Below are 22370 nucleotides of genomic sequence, written 5' to 3' on the forward strand. Positions count from 1 at the left end.
ACTTATTTCAGGTAACTTACACTCCCAATCTACCTCAGCTAACTATTCTATTAAGTCACAATAAGACTTGTGCATAGATGAAATAACTTCAGGATCAAATAACTGTTCAACATAATCCCACTCTGCTATAAAACCCTCAGATGTCTCATATGCCTTATTATCTAAATAAACTTGAGATGTTTGAGTAATAGAATAACCTCTACCTATATAACCATCCATCTTAAGCTCAAAATCTTTATCACCTAGTACACTTGTTAATACAATTGGAGCTAACGATTGTGTTTCTCCTATATGTAACTCTTTACGGATTAATCTCTGAAAATCGATGCCATCAAATAAGTTATGCTCTATATCATTCCATAATTCTTCATGATTAGTTTTAAGACTTTGACTAATATTAGTATCCAACTTACTTTGATCAAAGTTAAATAATTCAAGTACTGTAAAGTCTCCTAATAAATTATTTACTTGCTCATGTAAAGGTAATCTATTAAATAGAGTCAAATTAATACAGAATTTACTCGTACCACTATATCTAGTTAGTACCTGACCATATGCATAAAGTACAACTGTAGTAGGGCTGACACTATATCGATTAGCTTTCTGCTCTAATTTATTCCATATAGATTTATCTATAACCTTTATTAATCTAGTAAATTTAGGCTCTTTAACTTCTGACGGTTTAACAATCATTGGTAGTTGAGCATCAAAGTTATAGTTAGATAATTTATCTACCCAGTATCTTTTAGCCTCTTTAAATAACTCACTATTTCTTACTTTTTCAAATGATTCAATATAATCTTTAAATGAGACATCTAGTTGAGGTAACTTTACTTCATTAATATTTGCACTATTATAAAGCTCTGCTAACTCGCTAAAAAATATAGCAAAACTCGAGCCATCCATTATTAAAATATCAAAGCTTAAGTGTAATATATATTTACTTTCGTGGTAACTAACTTCAATATCAAATAAAGGCCATCTACTTACATCATATATCTTATGAGAAAGCCTATTACGTATCTCTTTTAATTTTATTTTATTAATATTTGTATGATAAGTAATACTGTAGTTATGCTTATTTGACATGAAAGTTTGACTATCATCGGTAAATACAGTTCTTAGAGCATCATGTCTAGAAATTAATATATTCAATACTTTTTCAAGTTTAGCTACATCTAAACTCTCAAAAATTAATTCAAAATAACTATGCGTTGATACATTACCCATTTCAAAATTTGATAATCTTCCATATAAGTATGCCTGTTGCACGTTAGTCAAACTAAAAGGATTATATTTATCATTTATATTAGGTTTTATAGTATATTCGCGATATTTAAAATCTTTTTCTATACCTGATATTAATAAAGCTAAATCATGAACATTATTGTAATCAAAGAGGTCTTTTACTTTTATTTGTGTACTTAGCTTTATATTTATTAAGTTAACTAATTTAATTGCTAAAATACTATTTCCACCAACCTCAAAAAAATTTTCATGGGTGCCTATTTTTTTATGGTTCAGAGCTTCTTTCCATATATTACATAATTGTTTTTCTAATTCTGAGCTTGGAGCAATATATGCATCATCTTGTGATATCACTTCTACTTTAGGTAATGCTTTATAGTTTATTTTTCCATTTGTTGTCAGTGGTATATACTCTAATTCTATAAAATTATTTGGTACCATATATTCAGGAACCAATTTAGATAAATAATTTTTTATATCTTTTGGCCTTAACTTACTTAATGAAGGTATGTTATTTAAATTTTTAGTTTGTTTGTTATTAGGTTGAATACAGTCACTTAAGCGTACTATACCCATATCTTTATGATACATAATAGCAGACATATAATCAGAACCATATTCACTATAGTGTTGATATTCAAAAATTATATTATTAGATTCATGAACAATAAAATTTCTTCTAGGAATTTTATCTACAAAGTATATGTTTCGTTCAAAATTTATAGAACTTATATTGTCATAATCGGTTTTAAATATTTTTACTTCGTTACTTTTCTGTTTCTGTTTGGTCAAGAGTACATCGTAACGGTAATTACTTAATTCATTGTTATATGAAAAATCTTTCTCTAATATATCTAGTTGTAAATCTTTTTTAATGCCTAAAAGATTTATAAAATATTCGGGAGCTACTAATAATTCAGATTCTTGCAAGGATATACTAGATAAAAGTAATTCATTATATTTCTTATTATTATATTGAAGCTTTTCCTTGATTAGATCTTTGTGTAAATTATAGTCTCTTACATCCCCTATAAACAAAGTACCTTCATCTGTTAATTTTGATAAAGCTTTTTCTAATACTTCTTCAAAATACTTAATATGAGGGAAGTACTGAATAACAGAGTTTATAATTATACAATCAAACTCACTTTCATTGATTTCATTGATTTTATCTGCAGTTAAATGATAAAAAGTGGTCTTCTTTAATTTTGAAAAGTTTCTTTTATGTCTTTCTATAACGTTTTTGGATATATCTATACCAACATACTGTTCAACGTCTTCAAGCAATGGATACATCAATAAACCTGAGCCAACACCAATTTCTAAAATTCTTTTGGAGTTTAGAGACTTAACTCTCGAAATAGTTGTATTTCTCCATGCTCTCATTTGTTTTAAAGGAATGATATCTCCAGTTATATAGCTTTTCCATTCAGAAAAATCATCTATATAGTTTCCATTGTTTATGTTTATATCATAATTTTCATCGTATACTTCTTCCCATGTATTTAAGGCTAGAGAATCTTGATTATAAAAATTATCATTGACTAGATAGTAACATGATAGTTCACTAGTATTTGTCTCTTTATTTTTCTGTGCTAGTATAACAGATTGTTTAATACCATTTAACTTGTTGATATATGATTGAATTTCTTTTAACTCTATTCTATATCCGTGAATTTTAACCTGTGAATCATTTCTACCAAAATACTCTAAGCTACCATTAGATAACCATCTGACAATATCACCAGTTTTATACAATACATCTTCTGAGCAAGGAGATTTGTATATAAATTTTTCTTCTGTAAGTTTTGGATTATTTAAATATCCCCTAGCAACACTAGGTCCTCCTATATACAACTCACCAGATAAGCCAACAGGTACAGGTTTAAGCTGTTCATTCAAAACATAGAGGTTTACATTTGGAATCGCATGTCCGATCTGTTCTACTTCATCACCAGATATTTTCTTATATGATGCATATATACTTGTCTCAGTAGGTCCATATAAGTTATATAATAAAACGTTTTGAGACCAATAAGCCGCCGTTCTTTTATCTAATGGTTCTCCCGCATATATTAAAGCTTTAAGATTAGGATAATTTATTTTTTTAAGCTCAGATAATATTACAGGTGGCAAATAACAATAGTTGATTTTATTATCAATTAAATAAGTCGATAATAAATTAGTATCTCGTTTTTCTTCTTCTGAAAGAAGAAAAAGAGTAGCTCCCTGTGTTAAAGCAGCAAATATTTCGGCGATTGATACATCAAATACGTATGAAGTAAACTGTGTAAATCTTGAGCCTTGCTTTATATCATATATTTGATCTAGAAATTTTATAATTGGAATAACATTTCTATGCTCGACCATTACACCTTTAGGTAATCCAGTAGTTCCAGATGTATAAATAATATATGCAAGATCCGCTGACTTGCTCTGTGGATTTAGATCATTTTTTTCTTCATATTCATATATACTATTTTGTTCATCAATAGATATCGGCAATATATTTATTATTTGTTTAAGTCTTTTCTCTAAATGATTTTGAGTGATAATTAATTTAGCTTTTGTATCACATAATATATGTTTAAATCTCTCATCTGGATATCCAGGCTCAAGAGGAACATATGCTCCTCCTGCTTTCATAACAGCTAATATACCTATGATCATATCTAAATTTCTTTCTAAGCATAGTGGTATTAGTGTATTTGGCTTTAGCTTTTCTCCTGTAATTTGTTCATATTTTTTTCTTATATGTCTAGCTAATTGATTACTTTTTTCATTGAGTTCTTTATATGTTAACTTTTGATTCTCAAAAACTAATGCAATATTATTGGGGCTTTTTTCTACTTGTTCATTAAATAACTGATAAATAGTCTTATTTTTAGGGTAGGATTTAATTTTAGCATTCCAATCATAAACAATAGTTTTATACTCTTCAATATTAAGTAGGTTGATGTCCTTTATTCTAGTGTCAGTAGTATTAACTATATTTGTTAATACTCTCTTATATAGTCTTATAATATTTTGAATAGTTTCTTCTTTATATAAATTAGTAGCATAGTGTACAGTAGCTGTTAAAGTATCTGTACTATCATCTATAAAAAATTCTAAATCAAATCGAGAAATTTTATAATAATCATTAGCTTTATTTGTAGAGCAGAAAAGTTCACTATTATCTTTTATCTTATTAGATATAAAGCTTTGTACAACAAATAATATTTGAAATATTGGATTTCTACTCTGATCTTGATCAATATCAAGCAAATCAATTAATTTCTCAAAAGGAAGGTCTTGATGTTTTTGAGCATCTAATAAACTAGACTGAACTTTTTTTATAAATATATGAATAAAATCTTCTATATTTATTTTTTCTCTAATCACTAATGTATTTACAAAAAAACCTATAAGATTTTGTATCTGTGCAAAATGCCTATTTGCAGTAGGCATCCCTATAACGAGATCCTTTTGGCTAGTGTTGTGTTGATATAGTAAAATATAAAATCCCGCTAACATTACAGCGTTAAGAGATACGCTATTTCTTTTTGCTAGTTGTCTTAAATCATTTGAAAGTTGTTTATTTATTTCAAAATTGATTATATTACCTTTATAATTTATATTTTTTGGTCTTATATAGTCAGCAGGAATAGAAGTTTCTTCATAATTTAATAATTTTTCCTTCCAGAAATATAATTGTTCCTCCAGAATACTACCCTTAAGATAGTTTCTTTGCCAGTATGCGTAATCTTTATATTGTATCTTTAGTTCAGGAAGTTTAGTTTCTTTAAGATCACTAGAATAAAACTCATAAAGAGACTTTAATTCATTAAAAAAAATGTCAAAAGACCATCCATCACTAGCAATATGATGTATATTGATTAGTAACCTAGTCTCTTCTTTATAATAGTAAATACAAACTCTAATAGGGAAATCATTTTGTAAGTCAAATGGTGTATTAATATCATGAAAAACTTGCTTCTCTAAATCTATATCACTAGATCTATATTCATTTATTTTAAAAGGTTTATTTAATATTGTTTGATAATTATTTCCAAATTTATCCTTCTTAAATATACTTCTGAGTACTTCATGCCTGTCTATTATTTTCATAATAGACTTCTTTAAGTATTTTATATTTATATTTGGTAATAATGCAACTAAAATAGGAATATAATATGCTTTAGCTCCCTCTTCATATTGATCTATAAACCAAAGCCTATCTTGTGCAAAAGAAAGGGGGGCATTTTCTTGATTACATTTAGTAATATTAATTCTATGATTTCTTAAAACTACTAATTTTGATAAACTATGAATATTCTTAGACTTTAGAATCTCGGCAACATGAATATCTACCCCCATTTTATTAGAGATTTTATTAGCTAACTTAATAGCTAATATACTATTACCACCAATCTTGAAGAAGTCATCAGTAACACCTACTCTCTCTAATCCAAGTAACTCGGCATAAATATTGCATAAACTAACTTCTAACTCTGTAATTGGTTCTACATAACTATCTTCATTAACAAACTCAGGATCCGGTAACGCCTTCCTATCCAACTTACCATTTACAGTAAGTGGCATACTATCTAACTCCACCAATACACTAGGCACCATATATTCAGGTAATACTTCAGATAACTGATCAAGTAAATCTTTTTGCTTAAGTATTCCTAACTCATCAACTACATAATAACCTACCAAGTATTGACTCTTAGTCTCAGCTTTCTCCTTAGCTAATACTACTGATTGCTTAATTCCATCAAGCTTAGATAGCTGTGACTCTATCTCTCCTAACTCTATACGATACCCACGGATCTTAACCTGAAAATCATTTCGGCCTATATATTCAATATTACCATCTGGCAACCATCTAACTAAATCTCCTGTCTTATATAACCTTGTATAACCTTTAGCTATATCTGACTCAGTAGCAAATGGATTATCTACAAACCTCTCTACTGTCAACTCAGGTCTGTTTAAATAACCACGAGCCAATCCTGCTCCGCCTATATATAACTCTCCTATAACTCCAAATGGAACTGACTGATTATTCTTATCTAGAACATAGGCTTTAGAATTAGGAAATACCTTACCTATTGAACTTATTTTTTTTATATTGATTATTTTAGAAGTTATCTCTCCTGTCTCTGTTGGACCATAATAGTTGATCTTTCTGATTTTTTGATCTTTAGGTAACGCCTTGATACAAGATGAATCTAATGCTTCTCCACTAAAATAGATTTTTTTAATAGTACCACAGCTATCTATCGCTTTTTCTAGTAAATCAAACTGGGATGGAACACAGTGTATACTCGTTATTCCTTTTTTTAAAATTCTTTCTAACTCTTTAAGATCAAATTCATTCTTGGTCATTAAGAGTTTTGCACCTACTAATAAATGAGTGAAAATATCTGATACAGATACATCAAATAAGTAATTTGTTTTAAATAAGTAAACATCATTAATATTGATACTACTAAAATCACACATATATAAACATCTATTTACTAAACTCAGATGTTCAACCATCACACCCTTAGGCATACCTGTAGTACCTGATGTATATATCACATAAGCAAGATCTGTAGCTTTGCTTTGAAGGTCTAAATTTGATTTATCTTCTTGTATATATACTTGATTATCTATCGATATTGTTTTTATATCAGATACATCTTTTAATCTATACTCTAGATGACTTTGCGTAATAACTAACTTAGCATTTGTATCACTCAGTATATGTTTAAATCTCTCATTAGGATACTCAGGATCCATTGGCACATATGCACCTCCTGCTTTTATTACTCCTAAGATACCTATAACCATATCCATACTTCTTTCTAAGCATAGAGGTATCAGCGTGTCTGCTTGTAACTCTTGATTTGTAACTTCTTTATACTGCTTTCTTATATATCTAGCTAATTGATTAGCTTTTTCGTTTAACTGTTTATAAGTTAAGCTTTCTTCTTCAAAGACCAATGCTATATTGTTTGGGTTTTGTTGAGCTTGTTCTTCAAATATTTGATATATTGTTTTATTTTTTGGATAATTTTTATCTGTCTTATTCCAATCATAGAGTATCGTTTGATACTCTTGATGCATCAATAATTTATAGTCTTGTATTATTAAATCAGCTTTATCAAATATATCAATTATTAATTTCTTATAATGATTGCAAAACTGTTCTATCAACTCTTTGTGAAAACAATTATTTTTGTATATACATTTAAACTCTATAAAATCATCGGATTGCTGATACTGTAAAGATAAATCTGAGCCTCCAACATCGATATTAAATCTATTTTGCGGTAGTGAGCTACATCCCCTTAAATTTAAGTGCTTAGATTTAAAGTTTGTCTGTATAAAACTTACATCTAGTTTTGAAACCGGTGAATCTGAAATAAGTTTTGAGGTTGGTAGATATATAAGATCATTGTTTGTAACATTAGATACAAAGAGCTTTGTATCCTCAAACAGATTTTTAAAAGTTTTTTTCTCATTGACTTTTTTATATGGAAAAACTAAAGTATTAAGCTGAGTGCCAAAGATTAAACCTTTTGTATTCTTTATACCAACAGGGTATGAGATTCCAATCGAAGACTCTTCTTCTTGATTTACATATCTACTTAATATGTAGCCATATAGTGTAATTAACACATTAAAAAGACTTAAATTAATACTTTTTAATAGTTTTAGATTTAATCGTTCACTTTCAATATTAAAACTAAACTCTTCTATAAGCTCTTCTTGGCCCTGATTATTATTGGATGAGAAATTTACTTTAGGTAAACAATTTCCTAATAGCTCTCCCCATTCATTTTTAGACTCAACGGCAGTTACTATCTCATGTAAAGAAGAAACATAATCTATATATTCTTTTTTTTGGTCTTCTATAAAAAAACTTTTTGAGTTATTACTATTGTAATATTTTGAAATTTTATCAATTACTTCATCAAATAAGTTTCCACCTATAAGAACATGATGAAACACTAATACTAAATCATATTCATTTTTTGATACTTTAAATAATCCAAAACGATATAAAGGCTCTTTTTCAATATTAAAAGGTTTAGATACCCATTCTTTTATTCTATCAATATCACTATAGCCGTAAATTTCTAATTCATTTATAAATTCATTTTCTTCCCAAAAAATATCTTCATCTTTTTGAACTAAATGACTATTTAAAATAAAATGTTCAGATATTAGCTTTTGTAAGCTCAAATTAAGGTTTTCAATATCTAGAGATCCACTAATTCTTTGATCAAAGACAATATTATAGTCGCTACGATCTGGATCTAATTGGAATTCATTCCAAAATAAATTTGTATATGGGGATGCTTTTATCATATGTGTCTACTTTTGTTTAATTTATTTAGATAAAGTGATGTTTTAAAGTTAGCCTGTAATATTTTAAAAATATTATGGAACAATTTTGTTTTATGATTGTTTAAAATATTGATGTTTTTAATATCGAAGTATAACCCAATCCCTAAACCTTTTATTATTGATTCTTTGATGTTAAATACTTCAAAAAAAAAGTTGATTTTGTCAAGATCTTCTTTTAGTTGGTTATAATGACTAATTTCCTCTGGGTGCATAATTACATCTTTAAGTTCATTATGATTAATGCTCTTATCAATGTATTCAATGTCAGTACCAACCTGACACTTATCACTTACTGCTATTAAAATATATTCTTTTGAGTAGGAAATACTAAAGTTTATATTTTGATGGAATTTTAAATATGGTTTTTTATACTCATTATAAGTAAGCTCATAATTACTTATTTGATATTTACTTTCTAGATATATATATAGAAAGCTTCTTGATACTAATCTTTTAAGATGATCAAATTCTATCTTATACTTTTGTATATCTGATAATTGATTATCTGGAATGATGCTTTCATCTACTAAATGCTTATTATCATTTACATCTAATAAAAATAAATCTGTACCTTCTATATTTTTTTGATGATAATTAAATTTTGTAAGCACGCACAACTCCTAAATACTATCTTTTATATTTAGGATACGCTTAGCATGTTCCCTTAATTCACCACTAGGGCTAACATATCTATATAAAGTTGGTCTAGTTACTCCTAATTCTTCACATAACTCACTTACTATAGTTTCTTTATTACCCATTGCAGCTTGAGCAAGTCTTATCTGTGACTTTGTTAAGGAAAACCTTCTGCCTCCTTTCTTACCTCTTGAGCGAGCAGATTCAAGACCAGCTTTTGTTCTTTCAACTATTAGATCTCTTTCAAACTCTGCAAGCACTGCAAAGAATCCAAAAAACATTCTTCCTGCAGGAGTTGATGTATCAATATCTGCTCCTTTACCAGTAAGAACTCTTAACCCTACTTTTTTATCAGAAAGCTTTTGAATTAAATTCACTAAATCATGAAGGCTTCTTCCTAAGCGATCAAGCTTCCAAACTACTAAAATATCATTTTCTCTTAAAGCCTTTAAACATGCTTCCAAAGATGGACGTTTAATATTTTTACCAGAAGCATGATCATGATAAATATTTTCTTGGCCAACTCTAGCTTTGACTAAAGCATCAATTTGCAAATCTAAATTTTGAGATCCATCTACTTTTGAAACTCTTGCGTAACCTATCAACATTTTTGTTTCACAAACGTCCGTTTATTTAACACTCTCAGTTTTATCTGTAAACTTCATAAAATATGTTAAATAACTCGTAACATATTTTAAGTTACATAAACCTGACTACTTTTAGTTTAATTTACACTATAGGAGAAAATATGTCTACCATAGAAAGAACTGCTTACCCAAGATATTCATCTAGAAGAAAAATTAAGTCTCAAGAGCTCGATAATTTTTATAGACTTAACTCGAGTGAGATAAGGTTAATGAAAAAACATGCTCGTAGTGATCAATATAGATTAAGCTTTGCAATTCAATTAAAAACTTTTCAAAATTTAGGTTATTTCATACCCCTTGATAATGTACCTGATGAAATAATTAATTACATAAGAAAAACTTCTAAATTTCATTATACCCAAAAATATGGTTACAAAAAATATAAAGGTGATTTTTCTAAAGCACTTTATAACCATCGAGAAATTATTAGAAAGCATATGAACATCACAAGATGGGGGAAGTTGGAAAATAATGGTAGGCATATCAACCTTGGATTAAAAAGTGCAGTTAAACTTTCTTATGAAATATCACATAGCATGAATAATATTCCTGACATTATTAATGCAGTTATTGAGAGCATGATAGAAAACAACTATGAGCTTCCAAGTTTTTACAGTTTAAATAGACTTGTTAGACATACAAGACATTTAGTTAACAATAAAATATTTCAGCAAGTCTTTAATAGGGTAAATGCTCAATTAGATAATAGAAATAAAATTACAGAATTATTAAAATGCCAAGGAGACTCTTATTTTAGCTTATTCAATAACTTAAAAACGCAGCCACAGAAACTAACCAAACAAAATGTATACAAATTTATAGAACATTCAAAATGGTTAGATTCATTAGGAAACTCCAATGATTACCTTGATGGAATTGCTCAAATTAAAATAGAACAATTTGCTGAAGAAGCAAAAATTCTAACTATTGATGAAATCAAAAAAATGAATATAGCAAAACAATATACATATATACTATCCCTTGTATATTTGAGTAAATCTAACTCATTAGATGCTATTGCAAATATGCTATGTAAACTAGTAGCCACAGGATATAAGCATGCTCAGGATGAGTTAGAAAAGAAAGCTGATGAAAATAAAGATAATTCTTCCCATATAGCTTCTCTTTTAAAATCAATAGTTGAACGTAGTGTAGATATTAAGAATCCAAATATTTACGCTAAATGGATAACAGATTTAATTTCCAAGTCAGGAGGTCCTGAACATATAGCTAATAAATGTAATGATGTCATATTAACTTGTGGTTCTGAATCAAGAGTATTTCTATCAAAAGTACTTTTGAATAATCAACAAAATATGTTTCACACGCTTATAGATACCATAGATCCTCAATCATCTAATAATAACAAGTCCTTAACTGACGCAATAAAATTTATTCAAAAAAATAGAACAGCAACTCGTGAATATTTTGATCAAAAGATAGATTTATCATTTACTGTTGAATTTTGGAAAAATCGCATTCTTAAGAAAATAAATGGTCGTTATAAAATGAATCGAAAAGAGCTAATTACTAGTGTTCTTGATGCTTTGGTAAAAGGTCTAAATTCAGGAGATGTATATGTTAAAGGTGCTAGAAACTATAGTGACTATAGAGCAGGGTTATTACCTTGGGATGAATGCCTAAAGTATATAGACGATTATTGTAATCACCTTGATTTACCTAGCTCACCTGACGATATGTTTGACTATCTAAATAAAAAATTAATAGAAAAAGCTAGCAATGTAGATAATGATTATTTAAATAACCCCGCATTCACTATTGATTCTAGTGGCAGGCCTATTTTAAAAAAATATGATGCTAAGCCAATATTAGAAAGTGCTGAAAAACTGGAAAGTATTCTAAAGTCTCGAATGCCAGAGCATAACTTATTAGATTTACTATCAAATGCAGAATATTATGTTGAATGGACTCAAGAATGTACTTCACCACAAGGTTATGATGTTAAATTAGACAGCCCAATTGAAAAATTCATCCTAACAACTCTTTCACAAGGTACAGGGCTGGGAGTAACTCAAACTGCAAAGCATATTAGAGGCAATATTTCTCCGCGTATTTTATCAAGAGTAAATCAAAAACATTTTTCTGTTAAATCTCTTAATAAATCAATAGTTAGGCTGGTAAACTTTATTAACGAATTTCCTTTAATAAAAGCTTGGGGAACTGGTGAAAGCTGTGCAGCGGATGGAACTTTAGAAGAAATTCATGATAATAATATGGTAGCTGAACATCATATTCGCTACGGAAAGAAAGGAGGGATAGCCTATCATCATGTAGCTGATAATTATATAGCATTATTTTCAACATTTATTCAATGTGGCGTATGGGAAGCTATACACATAATAGATGGGCTAATGAAAAACGCTTCTGAGGTCCAGCCCAGAATTATACATGCTGACACTCAAGGACAGTCGTTACCAGTGTTTGCTTTTGCATATTTATTTGGAATTCAACTTATGCCAAGGATTAGAAATTGGAAAGAATTAAAGATTTATCGTCAAACAAAAGATTCTGCATATAAGAATATTGATAGTTTATTCTGTGACTCAGCTATTAATTGGGACTTAATAAAACTCCATTGGAAAGACTTAATGCAAGTAGTTTTATCTGTTAAATATGGAAAAATATCTTCCTCTTTCATATTAAGCAAGTTAAATTCATATAACTATAAAAACAAGCTATATAAGGCTTTTCAGGAGCTTGGAAAAGTATTGAGAACAATTTATTTGTTAGATTTTATGAATGATATTGAGCTTAGACAAAAAGTTACAGATACTACAAATAAAGCAGAATCATATAATAAATTATCTGACTGGATAAGATTTGGAAGCAAAAAGCTTGTTGCTACAAATAATCCAGATGAAATGGAGAAATCTATAAAGTATAATCAACTAATAGCTAATTCTATTATTCTCCAGAATGTTGTAGATATGTCGAATATACTTTATGAATTAAAACAAGAAGGATATAGCTATACAGCAGAAGATTTAAGCTATTTAAGCCCATACTTAACTGAACATATTAAGCGATTTGGAGAACTAGTTTTAGATCTGAATACAATACCTGAAAAGGTAGACCATATAAGAGATAGAGAGCTATTTTAAAAATCATACTACCGGTTTACACATGTATTCCGACTGGAGTCGGTATTGGTATATGACAAATTTATGCATGAGTTAGCAGATATAGTAACTAAAGGTTTTAATGGTTCACTAAAAGCTGAGCATGGCAGTGGAAGAAATATTTCGCCTTTTGCAATAGTAGAATGGGGAGAAAAGTGTTGGAACATCATGTGGCAAATAAAAAAGTTGTTTGACCCTAAAAATATTTTAAATCCTGACGTTAAGCTAACACATAATAAAGACTTACATATCCAAAATCTCAAAAAGCTTAATGTAATTGGAAATGAAATAGATAAGTGTATGGAGTGTGGGTTTTGTGAACCAGTGTGTCCTTCACGTAATTTAAGTCTTACTCCCCGCCAACGAAATGCTGTTATACGAAAGATACCTACTTTAGCAGATAGTGATAAACAAAGATGGCAAAAAGATTTTGAATATTATGGTGTGAAAACATGTGCAACTACAAGTTTATGTAAAACTAGATGCCCAGTTGACATAGATACAGGAGCTTTTATTTTAAAACAGAAAAGACAAGCTAATAAGTTAGTTAATCACTCTCAAGAAATTAACAAAGCTAAACAAAAAGTTAAACTGGCTAATTTAACTGGAAGTATCATCGGGAAGACAAATTTGCAAAAGGTAACTAAGGTTTTACATAATCACTTTAAATCTATACCGATATACTTAGAAACTATGCCTAAAGTTCAAGATGTATATTTTAAGAACTCAATCACCAATAATGATAATAGGGTATTACTAATGCCATCATGTCCTAATAAAATATTTGCTAGTAATAAAAAATATTCTAAATATCCTAGTCAATTGGTTTTAGAAAAGTTAGGTTTTGATGTCAATTATCCAGAAGACCTTAAGGATATATGTTGTGGTCAGATGTATAACTCAAAAGCTAATTATGCCCAACAATATAGAACTCAAGAATTGTTTAATAATCAAAACTTAGGTCAATATAATTATGTTGTGATAGATAATAGCTCTTGTGCTAGTTTTGCAAAACAACAAAATATAGTTTTAACTGATATAAATAGCTTTATTATAGAAAATATTGATACTACAAAACTTACCAAAAAGTTTAATAAGATAGCTCTTCATATTGATTGTTCAACCAGAAAACAAAATACCGATGAAAAATATATTAATTTTTTAAAGTTATGCTGTAATGAGGTTATACTACCAGAAAGAATTTACTGTTGTGGTTTTGCTGGCGATAAGGGTTTTACTACCCCAGAATTAAATGCAAGTAGCTTAAGTTCACTAGCAGACCAAATAAAAGGTTGCGATATAGGCGTAAGCTTCAATCGTAGCTGCCAGATCGGTCTTAGCTACCACTCTGGTATAGAATATATTTCTTTTGTTGAGTTAATTTTGGAATGTATCAGTTTAGATTTATAAGAAGTTATAAACTAATCTAACGCATTAAAAATATCTTGAGATACTTCCTCAACTAGTTGATCACCGTTGATTTTTATATACTCCGGTGTTTTTGTATTATTTGATTTAAAGTTTTTATAAAATTCTATTAATTTGGAAGTTTGCTCACGATATACAGAAAGTCTTTCTTTGACTGTTGCTTCATTATCATCAGAACGGATAATCAAGTCTTCGCCTGTTACATCGTCTTTACCTTCAACTTTGGGAGGGTTAAATTTTACATGATAAGCTCTACCGGAAGCAGGGTGAATTCTACGACCTGTTATTCTTTCTACTAGTAACTTATCGTCAACATCTATTTCAATTATAAAATCGATGTTTACACCTAATTTATCTAATTGTTCAGCTTGTACAATAGTTCTGGGTACACCATCAAGTAAAAAACCATTTTTACAATCTTTTTTTGAAATTCTATCCTTAACTATCTTAATAATAAATTCATCGGATACTAACTGTCCAGAGTCTAAAATTTTTTTTAGTTGATTACCAATTTCACTACCTGACTTTATAGTTTCTCTAATCATATCACCGGTTGATATGTGTGCGATATTATACTTTTGCTCAATTATTTTTGCTTGAGTACCTTTGCCGGCTCCTGGAGCTCCTAAGAGAATTATTTGCATTTACTTATAACCTTTTAAAAGTATAGTTTACATAATTTGGTTTTAATTATAAAATAATTACAATAATATATCTAGAATTAATGTATTATGTAATTTGCTAGGTAATTTGTTAAGGAAAAAATAGGCTTATTTTAGATGCTATCACTGTTACTTGAAAAAAAAAGAAAAAAAGCGCAAAAAACTGTTTTGGGTATAGAGTATGACTTTACTTCCTTAGCAGCGGTTAAGCTTGATAAAAAAAACCAAGAATATTCATTGGTTTGTTGCAGTAGTGATATATTTTCTGAGCAAGCATATTTCGAGGGGGAACTCATTTCTGATTACATAGGAAATGTAATTAGCAATATCATTTTAGAAAATAAACTTGGTTTTTTTACTAGATTGGGTTTTGTTACCTATAAAGACATAGATATATCAAAAGAAGAAATAGTATGTGATAAAAAAAACTCTGAAATAATTGTAAAAGAGGGTGTTGAATTTTACCTAAAAGAACATTTCTTAAAAAAGAAATTTCCAGAAAGTTACTCAGATATTGCTTTTGATTTTGATGATGAATTAGAAGAAAAAGGAATAATAACTATTTATTACATTGCCGATACTAAAATTACAGAGCGTTTGTATAACATTGCTAAAAAGTCTAAGAAAGCTGTTTCTGTATGCGCTCTTGATAATATCGTTATTAGTAACTTTGTGCAGAAACTGTTTTTATCGGAAATTTCACAACATGCTACTAATAGTATTTTATTTGGCCTATACACTGATAAATTATGTATATACAGTTTTTCTCCTAGTGGTGAACTTAGAAATTATGAAGCTGTGAAAATATTTGACACTAAGATTACAGATGCTACTTACGTTGATGAGGCTATTCAATTATTATTAAGATTTATAGATTTCATGTCTTTAGATTTTTCTGATTTTTCATCTCAAGATAACACTGTATATATTTATGGGATTAAAACAAACTTTGAAGAGATTTTTGAGTTAATAAAGGAACTTTCAACAAAAGATTGTCGTATTTTGGATCCATTTGTAAATATTCAGAAGCAAAACTACAAGGTAGATATTAAAGCTCCTTATCGATATGTAATGCCTGTAGCAATAGCTATGATGGAGGCATTATGATGAAACCATTAAATTTTATTCAAGATCGTCATAAAAAATTGCAGCTAACGTATATCGCTATTGATATAGGATTTACTGCTTTAGTCGCTTTTTTTGCGATGTTTACTTTATCTATCATCTTATCTTGGTCAAGTAGAGAAGATATGAGACTTGAGCAGTATATTCAAACTAAAATTACAGAGCTTAATAAAAATTCTTTACAGTACCAAGAGGTTAAAAAGCAACGTGATAAATTGATTGATGTAGCTGACAATCTGGCAAATATTAAAGCAAGTCAGTTTTATATGCTACTTGGTATAGAAAAAATATCTAGAGCTATAACAGACAAGCTTGAACTCTCAGGTATAACTTATATTGCTCCTGAGGATGAGGTTGTGCTTAATGGTGAAACAAAAGATCTAAAGCTACTTTCTGTGTTTATGAAAAACTTAGAGGTTGAATTCAAAATAAAAAAAGTTGAGTTAAAAAACCTTGGTCCTGAAAAAAATGGTCAGAGAAGTTTCTCTTTACAATTTAAATTTGGTGAAGAAAATGCGTTTAGAGGAGATTCTGTAAAATGATAGATAAGTTACAATCTCTCCTATCTAATAGATATATCAACAAAGTTATTTATGCCCCTTTAAAGTTTAGACTAATAGCAATGCTGATATTATTAGGGTTATTTTCATTAATTTTTTATGGTATTTTTGTTGGACCAGTGCTCACAAATAATGCTTCTGTTGAAAATCATATAAACTCTATGAAGGAACAAATCCCTTTATTAATAAAGAAACAAAAAGATTTAGAAAAATTAAAAGAGCAGGTTGAGATTTTAGAGCAAAGCAACCGTGAAACAAAATTTAGTATACCAGAAAGTCATTCTGTGCCTATATTTTTATCATCTTTGAATGAAGCTATAAGTAGTTCAGGTGTCACAATTATTGATTTATCACCAGCTGGTGTAGAGAAAAATAAATATTTAGATTTGTACGCTATAAACTTTAGGGCAAAATTAAGTTGCAGTTTTCCTGAGCTAATAAAGCTGTTTATAGCTTTGGTTGATATGAAAGATATAGCTATAATCACTAATATAGCTATTAAAAGAGAGGCTGATGGAAATCTAGTTGTAGAGTTAAATCTGCAAACTTACTCTCGTCAAGGAGTGGGGGCTTAGATCGCATGTATTTTAACTTTAAAATCTACGTGTTAAGGTTTTTGCTTATTTTAGTTTTTATCGTGGAAGGGTATAGTATAGCTTTTGCTAACTATGCCGCTAAAACAAAAGAAATTGATAATTTGATAGCAAATAAAATACAAACTACTAAAAGCACGGAGAAACTTAAAGTTCCTGAATATAAGGGCGATATTTTAACTTTCGAAAGGTTATCTAAAATACGTAATATTTTTAGTATGAATCATTATCTTCCTTTTGAAAAAAGAGAAATCCTACCACAACAAGAATCAAAGGTTGCTAAACCAAAACCTATAGTTACACCTCCAGAATTAGAGAAAATAATGAACGCTAAAAAAACAAAACTACAAACTTACCCTATAAATACCTTTTCTTTTAAAGGTATGGTTTATCAAGATAAAAACATATGGGGAGTGGTTGAAAATACTAGAGAACCTGCAAAACCTCTATACATCAAAAAAGGTGAGCTAATAGGCCCAGATTATGGAGAGGTTGAGGATATTACAAAAGAAGGTGTTTTAATAAGCCAATGGTATAAAGATATGCAAAATAGGGTTTGGAAAAAAACACAAGTAGTTATACATTAATTTAATTAAGGTTAGAGGATGTTTTTGGGTAAAAAGGAGCTACTGACGATATTAATTACACTAGTAAGTGTTGTAGGATTTAGTACAACATTTGCTGATACTGATATTGCTAAAAAGGATATAGTAACTGCAGCAGGGAAGGCTAGTGAAGATAATGTAAAAATTGTTGGTAGAGAAGAAAGTAAACAAATATTAAGTAGACACCACATTAAAGACCTTGAGTTTCATAGAAGTTTAAATGGAGGCGCAGTTTTTAGCGTAGCTTTTGAGGAGAATGTGGGGAATTTCTCTGATTATAAAACTAAGCTTTCTAGAGATGGGTATACTCTTACAATAACTTTTAAAAATACTTCTATTTCTGATAAATGGATTAGTAATATTGATACAAGAGTTTTTAATACCATAGTTGATATCATAAAGGTACGTAATGAAAATAATGATGTAGTTTTTATAATTCACTCACTTGATAGAATAGCTCTTACTGATTTTAAAGAAGGTAATAGCTTTACTTTTAAAATAGATAGACGTAAAAGTAGAATTGAGAATTTTAACATAAATGAGTCTATATCACTTTCATTTCAAGATGCTCCAGTGCAAACGGTTCTTCAAGTATTATCTGAATTTGCTGGTTTAAACCTTGTAGTAAGTAGTAGTGTAAGAGGAAATATCTCTATTGATTTAAAAAATGTACCTTGGAACGAGGTGATGAATATAGTTTTAGTTAGTAAAGGTTTAGCTACTAAAAAGATGGATAGTATCTTGTATGTTGCCACAGCTTCAGAGATAGCAGCTCAAGAGCAGCTTGAATTACAAACTAAACGATCATTAGAGAATAATGCTACTTTAGTAACTGAGTTTATATCTTTAAACTATACTACAGCTCAAGCTGCACAGACAGTTGTAACATCTATGGCTAAACAAAATGGTGGTATTATGTCACCACGTGGTAGTATCACCTCTGATGTACGTACTAATACTTTGATAGTAACTGATACTGAAGAGAAGATTCCTCAGATTAAGAAAGTTGTTAATGAGATAGATATTCCAAACGATCAGGTTTTAATTGAGTCACGAATAGTAGAAGTTAATAGGGATACTTCATTAGAACTTGGATTTAACTATGGTCTTACTGATACTACTGGTGGAGCAGTTAATATAGGTTTAGATACTTTTAAAATGCCAAAGGATGCTTTAGGAGCAACTGCTGAACTTGCATACACTGTTTTTGGAGGTATGAAACTAACTATAGAGATTCAAGCATTAGAGTCTGAATCTTTATTAAATCAAGTGGCTTCTCCTCACTTAATTGTCGCTAATAATGAAACAGCATTTATTAAGCAAGGGGAGCAGGTACCATATAAACAAACCACAGCATCAGGAGCAGCAGCTATTTCGTTTCAGGAGGCAGTTTTAGAGCTAAAAGTAACTCCACAGATAGCACCAGATGGTAATCTCATTTTAGAAATTGTAGTAACAAAAAACTCAGTTATTCCTAATTCTGAAGATCAAGAGTTACCACCTCGTATCGCCACAAGAGAAATAACCACAAAGATTATGACTAAAGATGGACAAACTATAGTCATAGGGGGGATTTATGAAACTAAGCAAGATGAAGTTCGTACTAAAATACCTCTTTTGGGAGATATTCCGTATCTTGGGTATTTATTTAGCTATACAAATATAAAAAATAATGATAGAGAACTTCTGATCTTTATAACGCCAAAAATATTAGAAACAAAAATAGAAAGGCAATAAATAAAGATAATGGTTGAAAAAAACAAAAGCTTTAGGTATCTTATTTACCTATAATTTATTATTTAAAGGGGTGATTAGTACTAACTATCACAGTGTATAATTAACTTATAATTTTGAGTCAAAAATGATAAGAACAAAAAATATATTCTTAATAGGTCCAGTCGGTGCTGGTAAATCTACTATAGGTAAACAATTAGCAAAAGAATTAAAATTAGAGTTTATTGATTCTGATGAAACTATAGAAAGAAAGTGTGGAGTAGATATCAACTGGATATTTGATCTAGAAGGTGAGGATGGTTTTCGTAATCGTGAAAGAGACGTTATAGCAGAAATTTTATCGGAAAAGCAAAATATTGTTTTAGCTACGGGTGGAGGAGCTATATTAGACCCTGATACTAGATCATTATTATCATCTCGTGGAAAGGTAGTTTACCTTGAAGCAACTATAGAGCAACAGTTAGAAAGAACAGCTAAAGACACTAAAAGGCCTCTTTTAAGAGTAGATGATAAAAAGCCAGTGTTAGAAAAGCTTATGGAAGAAAGAGAGCCATTATATAGAAGTATAGCTGACGTTGTAGTTGAAACAAATGGTGCAACAGTTAAAAATATAGTTAACAAAATATCTACATTTTTGGTAGAAGAATCAATATTGTGATCGATAAATTACAAGTAAATCCTACAACTAGTGATAGCTACAATATACTAATAGATTCTTCTCTAGATTTTTCTAATATTCATTCTTTTATAACTAATAAACAAGTTTTAGTAGTTACAAATACAACGATCCAGAAATTATATCTTGATGTTTTATTAGATGGTATAAAAACTATAGCAACGAAAGTTAAAACCTGTATTTTAGAGGATGGGGAGCAGTATAAATCTCAACAAAGTTTAGATCAAATTTTAAGTTCGCTACTGACGTATAAATTTACTCGAGCATCTACAGTTCTTATAGCATTAGGAGGAGGTGTAGTAGGAGATATCACAGGATTTGCAGCAGCCATATACCAAAGAGGAGTAGATTTTATACAAATCCCAACAACTTTACTATCTCAAGTTGACTCGTCTGTGGGAGGTAAGACTGCTATAAATCATCCTTTAGGTAAAAACATGATAGGAGCTTTCTATCAACCTAAAGTAGTTTATACTTCAATAGAGTTTTATAAAACCTTGCCTGAGCACGAATATTTTTCAGGTATGGCAGAGGTTGTAAAATATGGTTTTATTTCTAAAGATTTTTATACTTGGCTAAAATCTAACAGACAAAAAGTTCTACAAAAAGATACTGTGACTCTTGTAGAAATGCTAAAGAAAAGTTGCCAAATAAAAGCGCAAGTTGTTGCCGAAGATGAAAAAGAGCTAAGTGGAGCAAGAGTGATACTAAACTTTGGTCATACTTTTGGTCATGCAATAGAAAAATGTCAAAATTATCAAGGCTTAAAACATGGTGAAGCAGTTGGCGTTGGTATGGCACAAGCTATAGATTTCTCACGTTATCTAGGTATGATTGATTGTCAAAAAGCTAAAAAAGCTAAAGATTTTATAACCAGTTTTGGTATATCTATAGAATTTCCTAAAAATATAAGCAAAAACGAGTATCTAGATGCTATGTTGGTTGATAAAAAAAACAGTAATGGACAACTTAAGTTTATTTTACTTAATGAAGCAGGAGATTTAGAAATAGTAGTTAAATCTCAAAAAGAACTAGGAACGTTTTTAAGTTAGCTTTTATTCTCTGCTAAATTTTTAGTAGCTTTTCTAAGTTCATTTCTGTAGTAATCTAGATTTTTAGCTGATTCTTCTTTTAGAGTTTTAATTTGTTGTGTCAAGAAGGTAATTTGATTTTCTAAACTTTCTTTTAAATCTGATATTCTTTGTTTTGACTGTTCTTGGATAAAGTCACAATATGATTTTGCATCCTTAGTCAATCTTTCAGCTGTTTCCCTGCGTACACTCTCTTTAACTAAAGCAGAATAAAGCTTTTTAATTTTTATTTCGTTGTCAGGCTCATTTAACAGAGTTGACCATTCATCAGAAACATTGCTAAATAAGTCTAATTCATCGATTTGCTCAAGTATTTTAATTGCACTTTGACTAATTGCCATTAGATTTGGATCCTTATTATTTCATGAAAATATGTTAGAAAAGACGTTAATAATCTGAAAATTATTAAAGTTTGTTAGAGATAATACAAAAATATTAGCGTAATTAAAAGAGCAATTTTAAAATAATTTGACTACTGCTCTTGGTAGGGAAGATTCTATAGTATAAACTTAACCAAATCTATTATAATATCAACCACTTTCTGAAAATGCTAATAAAAAACGATAACCAAATATTTAGCTCTATAAATAAAATAAAATATTCTGCACGTCGAGGTATGTTAGAGCTGGATATTATGCTAGCACCATACTTAGATAATTGTTATATGAACGAGGGTGTGGCAAGTAAAAAATTGTTTGTTGAGTTTTTAACTAGCGAAGATTGTGATATGTTTGACTGGTTATTTAAAGGTGTCAAACCTCCAGAAAAATTTCAGAAGCTAGTTAATAAGATAATTCAAGAGAAAAAGAAGTTTAATGAACAAAACTTAAAGTAGA

Annotated in this window: 15 protein-coding genes; 10 read left to right on the top strand and 5 right to left on the bottom strand. The window is 29.3% G+C overall.

Translation table 11 applies throughout. From position 1 onward, the window contains the following. Nucleotides 1-42 precede the first annotated feature (42 nt). From E4K63_RS03855 to E4K63_RS03865, 3 genes are read right to left on the bottom strand one after another with little or no spacing between them, the layout of a single operon-like run. Nucleotides 43-8598: a non-ribosomal peptide synthetase gene (locus E4K63_RS03855; RefSeq protein WP_133942468.1), complete on the bottom strand. Its 8556-nt coding sequence runs from the start codon at nt 8596-8598 to the stop codon at nt 43-45. Then, nucleotides 8595-9248 carry a 4'-phosphopantetheinyl transferase family protein gene (locus E4K63_RS03860; protein WP_166666920.1) on the bottom strand — a complete coding sequence of 218 codons (654 nt, stop codon included), beginning with the start codon at nt 9246-9248 and terminating at the stop codon, nt 8595-8597. Before E4K63_RS03860 ends, E4K63_RS03855 begins: the two co-directional genes overlap by 4 nt. A 9-nt stretch (nt 9249-9257) precedes the next feature. Continuing rightward, nucleotides 9258-9881: a recombinase family protein gene (locus E4K63_RS03865; protein ID WP_133942470.1), complete on the bottom strand. Its 624-nt coding sequence runs from the start codon at nt 9879-9881 to the stop codon at nt 9258-9260. A 140-nt stretch (nt 9882-10021) separates the two neighbouring features. Here E4K63_RS03865 and E4K63_RS03870 point away from each other — a divergent pair, with 140 nt between their 5' ends. Beyond that, nucleotides 10022-13042, top strand: a complete 3021-nt coding sequence (locus E4K63_RS03870) for a Tn3 family transposase (RefSeq protein ID WP_133942471.1) — start codon at nt 10022-10024, stop codon at nt 13040-13042. A gap of 63 nt (nt 13043-13105) precedes the next feature. Then, on the top strand, nt 13106-14470 hold the full coding sequence (locus E4K63_RS03875) for a (Fe-S)-binding protein (protein ID WP_179965687.1): 1365 nt from the start codon (nt 13106-13108) through the stop codon (nt 14468-14470). A gap of 11 nt (nt 14471-14481) precedes the next feature. On the opposite strand, the gene adk is transcribed toward E4K63_RS03875, so the two are convergent. Further along, nucleotides 14482-15132 (bottom strand): adenylate kinase, encoded by a 651-nt coding sequence (gene adk, locus E4K63_RS03880; protein WP_133941746.1) that lies wholly within the window; start codon nt 15130-15132, stop codon nt 14482-14484. A 135-nt stretch (nt 15133-15267) separates the two neighbouring features. Here adk and E4K63_RS03885 point away from each other — a divergent pair, with 135 nt between their 5' ends. The 7 genes from E4K63_RS03885 (at nt 15268) to aroB (ending at nt 21495) form a co-directional block, all read left to right on the top strand. After that, nucleotides 15268-16257 (top strand): type IV pili, encoded by a 990-nt coding sequence (locus tag E4K63_RS03885; protein WP_133941748.1) that lies wholly within the window; start codon nt 15268-15270, stop codon nt 16255-16257. Further along, complete coding sequence (locus tag E4K63_RS03890) at nt 16257-16817, top strand: PilN domain-containing protein (RefSeq protein WP_133941858.1); 561 nt, start codon at nt 16257-16259, stop codon at nt 16815-16817. The genes E4K63_RS03885 and E4K63_RS03890 overlap by 1 nt, the downstream gene beginning before the upstream one ends. Beyond that, the gene (locus tag E4K63_RS03895) at nt 16814-17410 is read left to right on the top strand and encodes a type IV pilus inner membrane component PilO (protein WP_133941750.1); all 597 of its coding nucleotides are present in this window, start codon (nt 16814-16816) and stop codon (nt 17408-17410) included. Before E4K63_RS03890 ends, E4K63_RS03895 begins: the two co-directional genes overlap by 4 nt. Nucleotides 17411-17415: 5 nt before the next feature. Then, nucleotides 17416-18015, top strand: coding sequence for a pilus assembly protein PilP (locus tag E4K63_RS03900; RefSeq protein ID WP_133941752.1), 600 nt, complete (start codon nt 17416-17418; stop codon nt 18013-18015). A gap of 18 nt (nt 18016-18033) precedes the next feature. After that, entirely contained in the window at nt 18034-19770 is a 1737-nt protein-coding gene (locus E4K63_RS03905; protein WP_133941754.1) for a type IV pilus secretin PilQ, read from the top strand. A gap of 124 nt (nt 19771-19894) precedes the next feature. Further along, nucleotides 19895-20425, top strand: coding sequence for a shikimate kinase AroK (gene aroK, locus E4K63_RS03910; RefSeq protein WP_035719018.1), 531 nt, complete (start codon nt 19895-19897; stop codon nt 20423-20425). After that, nucleotides 20422-21495, top strand: a complete 1074-nt coding sequence (gene aroB / locus E4K63_RS03915) for a 3-dehydroquinate synthase (RefSeq protein ID WP_133941756.1) — start codon at nt 20422-20424, stop codon at nt 21493-21495. The genes aroK and aroB overlap by 4 nt, the downstream gene beginning before the upstream one ends. Here aroB and E4K63_RS03920 read toward each other — a convergent pair. Continuing rightward, a complete protein-coding gene (locus tag E4K63_RS03920; RefSeq protein ID WP_133941758.1) occupies nt 21492-21875 on the bottom strand; it encodes a kinesin in 384 nt (127 codons plus the stop codon). The genes aroB and E4K63_RS03920 overlap by 4 nt on opposite strands. Before the next feature lie 206 nt (nt 21876-22081). Here E4K63_RS03920 and E4K63_RS03925 point away from each other — a divergent pair, with 206 nt between their 5' ends. Beyond that, nucleotides 22082-22369: an FAD assembly factor SdhE gene (locus E4K63_RS03925; protein WP_133941760.1), complete on the top strand. Its 288-nt coding sequence runs from the start codon at nt 22082-22084 to the stop codon at nt 22367-22369. Nucleotide 22370 lies beyond the last annotated feature (1 nt).

The organism is Allofrancisella inopinata (genome assembly GCF_012222965.1).
Taxonomy (GTDB): Bacteria; Pseudomonadota; Gammaproteobacteria; order Francisellales; family Francisellaceae; genus Francisella; species Francisella inopinata.

Bases quoted from the DNA above. Each gene is read 5' to 3' on its own strand.
- E4K63_RS03855 (WP_133942468.1), bottom strand. From the start codon at position 8,598: ATGATAAAAGCATCCCCATATACAAATTTATTTTGGAATGAATTCCAA.
- E4K63_RS03865 (WP_133942470.1), bottom strand. From the start codon at position 9,881: ATGTTGATAGGTTACGCAAGAGTTTCAAAAGTAGATGGATCTCAAAAT.
- E4K63_RS03870 (WP_133942471.1), top strand. From the start codon at position 10,022: ATGTCTACCATAGAAAGAACTGCTTACCCAAGATATTCATCTAGAAGA.
- E4K63_RS03875 (WP_179965687.1), top strand. From the start codon at position 13,106: ATGCATGAGTTAGCAGATATAGTAACTAAAGGTTTTAATGGTTCACTA.
- adk (WP_133941746.1), bottom strand. From the start codon at position 15,132: ATGCAAATAATTCTCTTAGGAGCTCCAGGAGCCGGCAAAGGTACTCAA.
- E4K63_RS03885 (WP_133941748.1), top strand. From the start codon at position 15,268: ATGCTATCACTGTTACTTGAAAAAAAAAGAAAAAAAGCGCAAAAAACT.
- E4K63_RS03890 (WP_133941858.1), top strand. From the start codon at position 16,257: ATGAAACCATTAAATTTTATTCAAGATCGTCATAAAAAATTGCAGCTA.
- E4K63_RS03895 (WP_133941750.1), top strand. From the start codon at position 16,814: ATGATAGATAAGTTACAATCTCTCCTATCTAATAGATATATCAACAAA.
- E4K63_RS03900 (WP_133941752.1), top strand. From the start codon at position 17,416: ATGTATTTTAACTTTAAAATCTACGTGTTAAGGTTTTTGCTTATTTTA.
- E4K63_RS03905 (WP_133941754.1), top strand. From the start codon at position 18,034: ATGTTTTTGGGTAAAAAGGAGCTACTGACGATATTAATTACACTAGTA.
- aroK (WP_035719018.1), top strand. From the start codon at position 19,895: ATGATAAGAACAAAAAATATATTCTTAATAGGTCCAGTCGGTGCTGGT.
- E4K63_RS03920 (WP_133941758.1), bottom strand. From the start codon at position 21,875: ATGGCAATTAGTCAAAGTGCAATTAAAATACTTGAGCAAATCGATGAA.
- E4K63_RS03925 (WP_133941760.1), top strand. From the start codon at position 22,082: ATGCTAATAAAAAACGATAACCAAATATTTAGCTCTATAAATAAAATA.